Raw genomic sequence first — 10,923 nt, 5'->3', positions numbered from 1 at the left:
CGCCGGGAGCGTGATAGGAATGCTCCCTGCCTGAAAGCCTTCAACACCCGAGGGGGGGACTCACATGGCCAATGACAGAGACCGTCTGCTTCCACGCAACCCGCTGCTTCGACAGACCGTGGCCCGGCTGCTGTTCGCCGCGCCCGTTCTGTCGGTCATGGGGTGCGCGGAAGAGGATCTGGGCTGCATCCCGTATGACGAACACGAGGGACGCTACGACGTCAGCAGCCGGCTTCCGGATGGGGGCGTTCCAAACGACCTCAACTGCTTGCAGGTGTGCACGAAGCAAACCGCCCATCGCTGCAAGGTCAACTCCGTTCCCACGACGCATCCGGACGGCGGGCAGACCCTGGAGCCCTACACGAATTGCTTCACCATCGTGCCCGCGGGATGCGCTTCCGATGGCCGCCGGCCCGAAGGACTCCAGGCAGCGCGAGCGGAAGCGCGGTGCGCGCTGGGCAGTCACTTCGCGCGGATGGCCTGGCTGGAGGCGGCCTCCGTGCCCGCCTTCCTCCGGCTCGCCGAGGAGCTGAAGGCCCACGGGGCTCCCGCCGAGTTGATCCGCGCGGCCCGGCGCTCGGCCGGAGAGGAGGTCCGCCACACGCGCGCCGCACGCGCACTGGCCCGGCGACACGGCGCCACCGTGCCCGAGGTGGAGGTCGCTCCGTTCTCCCCGCGCTCGCTGGAGGCCCTGCTGCACGAGAACGCGAAGGAAGGCTGCGTCGGCGAAACCCATGGCGCGCTGGTGGCCGGGTGGCAGGCACGCGCGGCCCGCGATGCGCAGGTGCGGGAGGCGCTGAGCCAGATCGCCGAGGATGAGCTGCGCCATGCCGAGCTGTCCTGGGCCGTGGAGGCCTGGGCAACCGAGCGCCTCTCCTCCGACGCGCGCCAGCGATTGCGTGAGGCGCGGCTCGCTGCATTCCACGACCTGGAGCGCAGGGTTGCCCAGGAGGAGCCCGACGCCGTGCTCGTCCAACAGGCAGGACTGCCCTCGCGCGACGCCGCGATGCACCTCCTCCAGGGGCTCCAGGTCCTCATCGCCTGAGCCGCCGGGCCCCAGACGCCGAGGGCCGATGACCGCACGGCCCTCGGCCCGCGCGCCCCCTTCAGTCGCGGACCACCGCCACGTCGTCCACCTGCAGCCAGGTGTCGCCCGCGTTCGCCCAGGTCCCGGCGTAGATCTCCACGCTGTGGTTCGCGCCGGAGTTGAAGGTGACGGTCTGGAGCGTGTAGCTGCCCAGCGGCTGCGTCAGGTGCACCTCGTTGAGGATGGGGCCGGCGTTGAGCACGCGCGCGCCGAAGTAGCCGTCGTTCTGGTTGGAGGACGTCTTCACCCAGCCGGTCAGTGTGTAGGCGGTGTTGGGCGTCACCGCGACCTCCTGTTTGAGCGCGTTCCAGCCGGTGTCGTTGCGCACGTAGCCGTTGTTGGCGCCCGTGCGCGCGAAGCCCAGCCCCCGGTCGATGCCGCCCTTTCCAAACACCGACCAGGGGGAGGTCGCGGTGGAGGACGTCTGCTGTTCGAAGCCGCCCTGCGCCACCAGGTTCGCGCCACGCGTCAGACGCACGTCATCCAGCTGCGCCCACGTGTCGCCCGCGTCCGCCCACACGCCGCCATACACCTCCACGATGGAGTTGGCGCCGGAGTTGAAGGTGACGGTGCGCTCCGCCCAGGACGGCAGCGAGCCGTACTGCGTCTCCCCCAGGATGGGGCCGTTGCCCGCAGCGCGCGCGCCGAAGTAGCCCCGGGTGGTGTTGGACGAGGAGCGCAGCCAGCCCTTGAGGGTGTAGTCCGTGTACGGCTGCACCACGACGCTCTGCTTGAGCGCGTTCCAGCCACTGGACGCGCGCACGAAGCCGTTGTCCTGGCCGGAGTGCGCGCCGCCCAGCGCCCGGTCGATGCCGCCCGCGCCCGCCAGGTACCAGGGTGCCATCGTCGGCGTCGCGGCTTGCGTCTCGAAGCCCGGCTCGGACAGCAGGTTGTTGCCGTCCGCGTCCGCCGTGAGCGTCGCGCGCATCAGGAACGTGTTGTAGGGCGTCCACTGCGAGGTGATGAAGTACAGCTCGCTGGCGCTGTTGCCCCACGGATGGATGAAGCCATTGTAGAGCCCGGGGAAGGCGGCGCCGGTGGCCAGCAGCTTCTCCCCGCTCCAGGGCCCCGTGGGCGTGCCCGCGTCGCGCAGCACCACGGCCTGCCGGTGCTCGTTGAGGTACGTCATCAGGAAGCGGCCCAGCGCGGCGTTGTAGGCGACGGACAGCTCCCCTGCGATGCCGATGACCACCGGCCGCGCCGCCGCCTGGGACGCGGACCAGCCGTTGCCGTCCCAGTACCGGTACGCGTTGATGTCCAGCAGCGAGCCCTCCGGCACGCGCGCCAGGTGCACGTTGCCGTAGCGCCCGTTGGGCGTGGCGTACAGGTAGACGAAGCCGCCGTTCTTCACGAAGGCGCCCATCTGGAAGGGATGGGTGAAGGACGCGTTGTTCACCCAGCGCGCCGTGGGGTGCTTCACCCAGTTCTGGCCGTTGTCATCCGAGTACGCGATGCCCGCGTAATTGGTGGTCCACTGCCCCGGGTCGCCCCAGTGCTTCACGGACATGTAGTGGATGTAGTGGCGCGTCCCGACGCTGACGCCCGCGGTGGGGATGACGGTGATCTCGTCGTTGTCCACCTTCCTGGACGGCAGCACCTCCTTCGCGTGACGGGGGCCGTCCTGCACCATGGTGGTGAAGGTCAGGCCGTTGGACAGCGTGGTGTCCGCCGAGCGCGCCAGCACGTTGCTGCGCCAGCCGCCGCCGCACCCGCCGTTGCCGCACCAGCCCGCGCCGAAGGTGTCGCCGAACAGGACGAACACCTCGCCTCCGCCCTTGTCCCAGACGATGCCCAGGTCCGTGCCGTACACCTCGTAGTTCGTATGCGTCTGGTTCGGGTTGGGCAGCAGCTCACCCGACGGCGTGGCGCCCGTCACCCGCGCCACCTTCGTCACGTTCGTGGGCGTCACCGCCCCGGCCGTCCCCGCACCGCTCAGCAGACACATCACCTGCAGCACCACCGCCCGCTTCCAAGTCGTCACACGCCGCATCACCTGGACTCCTCCGGCACACGAATGGGCATTCACCGCAAAACAGATAAATCCTGAATCTATGCGGTCTTGCTCGGAAGACTCCAGTCGGGGAGCGCGGGCGCGTGTAGCCTGGGGCCGCCGAGGAGGCCTGGATGCTCGCCTGCGTGGACGTGGACTACCGCCCTGACGTCACCGTGGCCGCGTGCGTCCTCTTCCGTGGCTGGACGGACGGCAAGGAGGCAGGGCACCTGGTGGAGCGGGGCCCGGTCGCGGCGCCCTATGAGCCCGGCCAGTTCTACCGCCGCGAGCTGCCGCACCTGCTGCGCGTGCTCGCGGGCGTGCAGGAGCCGCTGGAGGCCATCGTCGTGGACGGCTACGTGTGGCTCGGGGACGACAAGCCGGGCCTGGGTGCCCACCTGTACGAGGCGCTCTGCCAGGCGGTGCCCGTCATCGGCGTGGCGAAGACGCCCTATGTCACCACCGGCTCGGCCCTGCCCATCGTGCGAGGCCAGAGTTTGAAGCCGTTGCTCATCACGGCCATCGGCATGGAGACCGCGACCGCCGCGGAGCACATCCGGCGGATGCATGGCTCATCGCGCCTGCCGACGATGTTGAAGTTCGTGGACCGGCTGTGCCGTCAGTCCTGACTCCGGAACAATTCGTCGCAAGACGCGGGGCCGGAGGGCCCAGGACGTGCTACCCCACGGCCCATGGATCGTTCCCGCCGCCCCGCCGCCGCGACCTTCGAGTTTCCGGCCGACGCCGCGTTCACCTGGCACTCGGAGAGTGACGAGCCCGCACCCACGCGCCTGTCGCCCGTGGATGACGGGCTCAGCGCCGACGCCGCGCTCAAGCGCGTCCGCCGGGGCGAGTTCCTCCGCTACACCGGCGACTTCCACAACGCCAAGCAGTTGCTCGGCGCGCTGGGCCGGCGGCTCGAACGGCCCTGGCAGGCCCGCTCACCCTTGGAGGCCTTCCGGGCCGAACGCCGGGCTCGGCAGCAGGAGCATGCGACGCTGTCGCGCATCGTCGTCGCGCTGGACCGCGACTACCGCATGGAGCTCTCTCGCGCGCCGGACGTCGCGGAGGCGTGCCGGCAGGTGTGGGGCGAGCCCACGACGGACTTCACCGTCGTGCCGCTCAAGCAGCTGCTCGGCATGCTGGGGGCGGCGGAGTGGCGCCGCAAGGGTCTGGAGGTCCCCGGGCTCAAGGGCCTGCTCCACCCGCACTACGGCGTCTACCTGCCCACGCGCACCGACTACGTGGAGCTGCTGGCCGCTGTACCGGACGTGAAGGGCAAGCGCGTGTTCGACGTGGGCACCGGCACCGGTGTCCTCTCCTTCCTCCTCCTGCAGCGCGGCGCGGCGTTCGCGCAGGCCACGGACTGCGACTCCCGCGCGGTGGCGTGCGCACGGGAGAACGCGGAGCGGCTCGGCCTTGCCCAGCGCTTCCAGGTGGCGGAGGCGGACCTGTTCCCGGAGGGCAAGGCGGACCTCGTCGTCTGCAACCCGCCGTGGATCCCCGAGCCGCCCAAGAACCGGGTGGACCGCGCGGTGTTCGACGAGGACAGCCAGTTCCTGCGGCGCTTCCTCGAAGGGCTCCCCGCCGCGCTGACGCCAGGTGGAGAGGGATTGCTCATCCTGTCGGACCTGGCGGTGCTGCTGGGTCTGCGTCCGGCCGGGTGGCTCGAGGAGCAGTTCGAGCGCTGCGGGCTGAAGGTGGCGTGGCGCAAGTCCAACCCGGCGCGGCACTCCAAGGCGAAGGACAAGGCGGACCCGCTGCACGCCGCGCGCTCCAAGGAGATCACCACCCTCTACGGCCTCGTGCCCGCCGCCAGGTAGCACGGCGGGACACGGGCGCCGCCGAGGCGTTACGGCCTCCTCAAGGGCAGAGCCACCTCATGCTCGAGCAGGTGCAGGTGGCGGTCCTGCAAGTGGTGCCGTCATTCCAGGAGCACGTCGTCGTGGCGCTTCCCTTCCCGCAGGTCGTCCAGTTCAGGGCGTCGCAGTCCGGCGCGATACACGTACAGCTTCCGTCGGAGCACACCGCGGCCTCGGTCGTGCCCAGGGGCGCATCGGCCGGTTCGGAGCTCGAGTCGGGGACGCCACCACAGGCCACCAGCAGCAACCCAGACAGCAAGGACAGCAGCGCGGTCTTCTTCATGGACGCTCCTCTTCGTGGAATGGCATTGCACCGGGAAAGCGCTCAAAGCCTATCACGGATGGATCAGCGCACCGCCACGGCCAGGGCCGCGGGAATCCGCTCCCGCATCAGCTCCACGAACCTGCGCAGCCTCGCCGGATGGAACCGCGCGGCGGGATAGACCAGGTACAAGGGCAGCGGCGCAGCCTGCCATCGCGGCACCAGGTGCACGAGCCGCCCCCGCTGGATCTCCTCGTGCATCACCCAGGACGAGCCTGCGCAGACGCCGAGCCCCTTCACCGCCGCGCTGCGAAGCGCGTAGAGGCTGTCCGTGCTCATGCGTGGCTGGAAGATAATGGGCTGGACCTCGCTGGTGGCCACGTGGGTCAGGGACAGCTCGTTGCGATAGAACGTGCGCAGCGACAGCCAGGGCAGCCTGGCCAGCTCGTCGGGATGCGTCGGCACCGGGATGCCCGCCAGCACGGAGGGCGCGGCCGCGACGATGCGCGGCACCTCGGCCACGCGGAGCGCCACCACGCTGGGGTCATGCACCTCGCCGACGTGGATCGCGCAATCGATGGCGTCCGCGATGAAGTCCACCGCCCGGTCGTGCAGCAGCCACTCGACGGAGACTCGCGGGTGGCGGCCCAGGTATTCCGTCAGCGGCTCCACCAGCAACTGCTGCCCGAACGCGTGCGGCACCACGACGCGCAGCGTGCCCTCCGGTTCGTCGCTCGCCCCGCGCAGGTCGGACTCGAACAGCTCCCAACTGGCCAGCAGCTCCTTCGCCCGCGCGTAGCAGCGCACGCCGTCCTCGGTGAGCTTCATCGCGTGGGTGGAGCGCTGCAGCAGCCGCAGCCCCAGCGAGCGCTCCAGCGCCTGGAGCCGGCGGCTCACCGTGGGCTGCGTGGTGCCCAGTTGCGCGGCGGCGGAGGACAGGCTCCCCGCGTCGACGATGCGCAGGAAGGTCTGCATCAGCTCCAGCCGGTCCGCGCTGACGGGCGCGGCGGGGACGGGGACCCGCGACCGGGACGGCTTCGAAGAGGAGGGCATGGTGATACGCCCAGCGTATAACCGCTGTACGGAGCACGCGTCTACCGCGCCCTTCCCCTCTGGCGCACTGTCACCTCGTCGCGCAGCACCCGAGGTGCACATCATGTCCTTCATTCGCGCCGTACATGGAACCGCCGGAAACCTCCCCCTCCCTTCGCGGGTCTCCGCCGCCGCCAGCCCGTCCCTGTCCAGCGGCCTGCGCCTGCTGCTGGCCGCGAGCGCCGGCCTGTCCGTGGCGTCCATCTATTACAGCCAGCCGATGCTCGGGGTGATGGCGGGCTCCATCGGCGCCTCCGACACCGCGGTGGGCCTGGTGCCCATGCTCACGCAACTGGGCTACGCGCTGGGCATCCTGCTGCTGACGCCGCTGGGCGACCGCTTCGACCGCCGCCGCATCATCCTCATCAAGGCGGCCCTGCTGAGCGTGGCGCTGCTGCTGGGCGGCATCGCCCCGGGCATCCACCTGCTGCTGCTCGTGAGCTTCGCCGTCGGCCTGACGGCGACCCTGGCGCAGGACATCGTGCCGGCCGCCGCGACGCTGGCCCCCGAGCAGGAGCGCGGCAAGGTCGTCGGCACGGTGATGACCGGCCTGCTGCTCGGCATCCTCCTGTCCCGCGTCATCAGCGGCGTGGTCGCCGAGCACTTCGGCTGGCGCGCCATGTACGCGGTCGCCGCCGCCAGCGTGGCGTTCATCGGCGTGGCGGCCTGGCGCGGCCTGCCCCGCTTCCACCCGACCAACACGCTGTCCTACGGCGCCCTGCTCGGCTCGCTCGCTGTCCTGTGGCGCAGGTACGGGGCGCTTCGCCGGGCGGCGCTGGCGCAGGGGCTGATCTCCATCGGCTTCAGCGCGTTCTGGTCCACGCTCGCGGTGATGCTGCATGGCGCTCCGTTCCACCTGGGCAGCGCGGCCGCGGGTGCCTTTGGCCTGGCGGGCGCGGCGGGCGCCCTGGGCGCGCCGGTGGCGGGACGCATCGCGGATCGCTTCGGGCCGGAGGTCGTCACCCGGCTGGGCGCCGGCCTGACCGTCGTCTCCTTCGCCACGATGTTCGCGGCGCCGTGGCTGGAGCCGAACCACCAGTTGTGGCTGATTGGCGCCAGCGCCATCGGCTTCGACCTGGGGGCGCAGATCACGCTCGTGGCGCACCAGACCCTGGTCTTCGGCATCGACCCCGCCGCTCGCAGCCGCCTCAACGCGGTGCTGTTCGTCACCATGTTCATCGGCATGTCCATCGGCGCGGCCAGCGGCAGCCTCGTGCTGGCGCGGTGGGGATGGACGGCGGTGACGCTGCTCGCGACGCTCACCTCGCTGGCGGCCCTGGGCGTCCGCCTGCTCCCTGGAGCGCGCACGGCCCGCTGACCCGCGGGGGAAGGAGGAGCCGGCACGCGCAAGACGCGCACCGGCCTCCCCTCCCCAAAGCCACGCGGCCTACCGCAGGGCCTGTTCGGACAGCAGCCGCACGTTGAGCGCGCCGTTGGCGAAGAACTGGCTGTTCTGCCCGACGCGGTGCTGCTCCAGACGGCGCTGGAGGTCGATGTCGTAGCGGCCCAGCTTCATCAACCCGTCGTTGAACCAGCCATCCCCCGTCCCCGTGCCATCCACGAACTCCGCATACACCCTGGGCGCGGGCCAGATGACGGTGTTGAGCGTCGCGACGAACCCGCGGATGTCCGCGTCCTTCCACTCCATGCCCGCGTCGTGGGCCTCGACGATGAAGGCCAGCACGTTGTTCGCGTGCGCCACGTCCTGACCGGGCTGGGCGTCCGAGTCCCACCTGTCATTCCAGAACCAGGCCGCCGGGTGGTCCGGGTTGGGCTCCAGCTTCGAGCGCAGCGACGACGGGAAGTTCGGCATGCCGCGGTTGATGTTGTCGAAGACCTCCAGGTAGCGCGCCTTGCGCTCGGGGTCCGGGGTCATCCGCGACAGGTCCATGGAGATGAAGGCCCAGTGCGCGGCCATGTGCGTGCGGTTGCGATAGATGAAGTCGTTGGCCCCGCGCGTGAACCACTTGTCGAAGATGTTCTTCTCGGTGAACGCCAGCAGCCGGTCGTACTGCGCGCGGTAGGTGGCGGAGGCGTAGAGGTCCGGCGTCTCACGGATGACGCGCAGCAGGCGCGTCACGTAGCGCCAGCAATAGCTCTCATACAGCGGCACCTCCTGCCCGGCCGGCACGGAGAGCGCCGAGGTCCAGCCCAGGTACCCGTCCTTGAACTGGCTGCCCGGGAGCGCCGAGGAGACGCGCGCGGAGGCCACCAGGTTGTTGACGTAGAGCAGCGCCCGGTCCAGGTACGCCCGCCTCCCGGTGGCGCGGTACATCGCGGTGTTGGCGTCCAGGCCGTAGGCCAGGTTGTAGAAGTCCCAGCTGTCGCGCGAGTTGCTCCAGGGCAGGAAGGTCTGCATGTGCGCACGCCCCCACTCCTCCAGGAACATCCCCTCCCAGGTCGCGACGGAGCGAAGACCGGCGGGGGCCGGCGGTACGACGGGCGGAGTCGAATCCTCCTGAGGCGAAGACGCCGGATCCACGGGAAAGGCTTGCGCCTCGGGGAGCTCGATCCGGCCCACGGGCTCACATGCGCTGCACAGCATCAAGGAGAGCACCAGGGCCGGGACACGCAACAACCGCGAGTGACACGGGCAGCGGGGTTTCGACATCGGGGGGCCTCGCTTCAGGTCGATGTGGCCTGCAAGGGTATGGACGCCCCGGCCCCCTCCCAATGCCCCCCAGGCAACAGCCGCGCTTTCAGGACTGGACGCCCACATGCCCCGGCGCGCCTGCCTCCCCACGCCGGGGCGTCTGGGTTCGCACAGAGGGAATGTTCAGCGGCGGCGCTTGGGCGCGGGTTTCCTGGGCGGACGCAGGTCCTCCTTGCTCTTGGGCAGCTTGGGCCCCGAGGAGAGGTCGAACTCGTAGGTCGCGCCGAGCAGGACGCGGAACTGGTAGATGTCCCGCAGGTCCTCGGTGACGGCCACGCCCGCGACGGCCTCCAGCACCAGGCCCGGGAACGCCTCGTGGCGCACCATCGGGAGGATCTCCACCTGCGCGGCGTTGTCCCGCCAGACAGGGGTGATGACGTCCTCGAAGTAGAGGCGGCCCACCACCTCCAGCCCCAGCATCGTGAAGTTGTCCAGGTTGTAGGTCGCCGCGAGCGCGAGCTGCACCGCGTCCGGGACGTCGAACTCGGGCAGGCTTCCCCGGTCCCGGGTGCCCTGGTGGAGATAGCTGCCATTGAGCATGAAGCGCAGGTCCTTGCTCGCGCGCAGCTCACCAACCAGCGTGCCCTCATAGTCCCAGGTGCCGTCGGACAGGCTGGGGATGATGCCGTCCTCGTCGCTGGGTCCGGTGGGCAGCGTCACGCGCCCGTAGGCCGCGAGCGCCGCCTGGCTCGTCTCCAGGAACGTCCACTGCAACCCGAGCGGGATGTCACCGAAGGCGACCTTGAAGTCGTCCTCGCCGGGAAGCCCCAGCGCCAGCACCTCCACGTAGAGGTTGGCCTCCAGGTTGTCGACGATGCCGAAGCGCAGGCTGGGGGAGATCTGCTGGTACGGCTGCGACGCGTCCAGGTCGAGCGCGAAGAAGCCCTGGTAGCGCAGACCCAGCTCCAGGTTGCCGGCCTTCGTGGTGGACGCGGTGCGCGTCACCATGGCGCGGTAGGGCTTTGCTCCCGCACTGGACACAGCGAGGAAGGCGGAGAGGAACACGAGGGGGAGACGGGGGTTCATGCGGCGGGACCCTAGTCGACACCTCGCGGCTGGCGGGGGCCGCGAAGCACGCCGGATGCGGGGCGTGTCGCGGCACCGAAATGTTTCGCGCGTGCTGTCGCCGGGAGGCGCGTGGAGCACCTCCACGGACATGGCGGATGCGGGCCACGCGCCCGGATGTGATCGCTCCCGGGCGGTCGGGGTCAGAGGTTCGCTGGAGCGTGCCCGCCTCCAGGGAGAGACCCCCACCATGTCACACAGGAATCTGGCCATTCTGGCCACGGCACTGCTGCTCGTGGCCACCAGCGCGGCCGAAGCGAAGCAGTGGCGGTACGCGGGGATGCACCCGCGCACCGGTCAGCCCCGGGACGGGCTGTGCCATCTTGAATCGACGCACGTGCACTCCGCCGCGCCGCTGTACGCGGACACGCTCTACCGCACGCGCGACAACGTCTACGTCTTCATCGGCGACCCGACGCCCTTCGGCTACGAGGGTCCCCGGCACTCCTACTACGGGCACCATCCGGTGGTGCTCAACGTGATCGTCAACATCGACGTGGACGTGGACGTGGTGGAGTACTGCTACCACGACGGGCCGCACTACCACGCCTACGAGCCGCCGCCGCGCCAGGAGTTCGTGGACAAGGAGGACGTCCACTTCTACGCGGGCGAGTACCCTGAAACCTACCGGCGGGAGAACCCGAGGCTGGTGCGGGTCAACACGGTCTATCGCGGCTGGGAGATGCCGCGGCCGGTGGTGGCGTTCGCGCCGCCGCCCCAGTACCACGGCCCCATCATCCAGGTGGGCGTGAACGTGGACGTGGACGTGAGGGTCGGTGGCAGGCCGCCTCCGCCCTCCCGCGAGGTCATCATCATCCGCGAGGACGACGATGACGACCATGACCACGGTCATGGCCACGGTCACGGTCACGGCAAGCACAAGAAGCACAAGCACAAGGGACGGGACTGAGC

Annotated in this window: 9 protein-coding genes; 5 read left to right on the top strand and 4 right to left on the bottom strand. The window is 70.1% G+C overall.

Annotated elements, in window-relative coordinates; all coding sequences use genetic code 11:
* Positions 1–64 precede the first annotated feature (64 nt).
* Positions 65–1,045 carry a hypothetical protein gene (locus tag JYK02_RS09615; RefSeq protein WP_207050570.1) on the top strand — a complete coding sequence of 327 codons (981 nt, stop codon included), beginning with the start codon at positions 65–67 and terminating at the stop codon, positions 1,043–1,045.
* 61 nt (positions 1,046–1,106) lie between these two features.
* Here JYK02_RS09615 and JYK02_RS09610 read toward each other — a convergent pair whose 3' ends face one another.
* Positions 1,107–3,077 carry a DUF4185 domain-containing protein gene (locus JYK02_RS09610; protein ID WP_207050569.1) on the bottom strand — a complete coding sequence of 657 codons (1,971 nt, stop codon included), beginning with the start codon at positions 3,075–3,077 and terminating at the stop codon, positions 1,107–1,109.
* Between the two features lie 134 nt (positions 3,078–3,211).
* Here JYK02_RS09610 and JYK02_RS09605 point away from each other — a divergent pair, with 134 nt between their 5' ends.
* On the top strand, positions 3,212–3,706 hold the full coding sequence (locus tag JYK02_RS09605) for an endonuclease V (protein WP_207050568.1): 495 nt from the start codon (positions 3,212–3,214) through the stop codon (positions 3,704–3,706).
* A 63-nt stretch (positions 3,707–3,769) separates the two neighbouring features.
* Positions 3,770–4,900, top strand: coding sequence for a 50S ribosomal protein L11 methyltransferase (locus JYK02_RS09600; RefSeq protein ID WP_207050567.1), 1,131 nt, complete (start codon positions 3,770–3,772; stop codon positions 4,898–4,900).
* Positions 4,901–5,285: 385 nt separating this feature from the next.
* Here JYK02_RS09600 and JYK02_RS09595 read toward each other — a convergent pair whose 3' ends face one another.
* Positions 5,286–6,254, bottom strand: coding sequence for a LysR family transcriptional regulator (locus JYK02_RS09595; protein ID WP_207050566.1), 969 nt, complete (start codon positions 6,252–6,254; stop codon positions 5,286–5,288).
* 103 nt (positions 6,255–6,357) lie between these two features.
* Here JYK02_RS09595 and JYK02_RS09590 point away from each other — a divergent pair, with 103 nt between their 5' ends.
* Positions 6,358–7,611 (top strand): MFS transporter, encoded by a 1,254-nt coding sequence (locus JYK02_RS09590; protein WP_207050565.1) that lies wholly within the window; start codon positions 6,358–6,360, stop codon positions 7,609–7,611.
* 69 nt (positions 7,612–7,680) lie between these two features.
* On the opposite strand, the gene JYK02_RS09585 is transcribed toward JYK02_RS09590, so the two are convergent.
* Both JYK02_RS09585 and JYK02_RS09580 read right to left on the bottom strand, forming a co-directional pair.
* On the bottom strand, positions 7,681–8,652 hold the full coding sequence (locus tag JYK02_RS09585) for a hypothetical protein (protein ID WP_242588511.1): 972 nt from the start codon (positions 8,650–8,652) through the stop codon (positions 7,681–7,683).
* 417 nt (positions 8,653–9,069) lie between these two features.
* Positions 9,070–9,972, bottom strand: coding sequence for a hypothetical protein (locus JYK02_RS09580; protein ID WP_207050563.1), 903 nt, complete (start codon positions 9,970–9,972; stop codon positions 9,070–9,072).
* A gap of 229 nt (positions 9,973–10,201) precedes the next feature.
* On the opposite strand from JYK02_RS09580, the gene JYK02_RS09575 reads away from it, so the two are divergent.
* Positions 10,202–10,921 (top strand): hypothetical protein, encoded by a 720-nt coding sequence (locus tag JYK02_RS09575; protein WP_207050562.1) that lies wholly within the window; start codon positions 10,202–10,204, stop codon positions 10,919–10,921.
* Positions 10,922–10,923 lie beyond the last annotated feature (2 nt).

The sequence above is a fragment of the Corallococcus macrosporus genome, assembly GCF_017302985.1.
Taxonomy (GTDB): Bacteria; Myxococcota; Myxococcia; order Myxococcales; family Myxococcaceae; genus Corallococcus; species Corallococcus macrosporus_A.
This window is presented reverse-complemented; position numbering and strand designations above follow the sequence as displayed.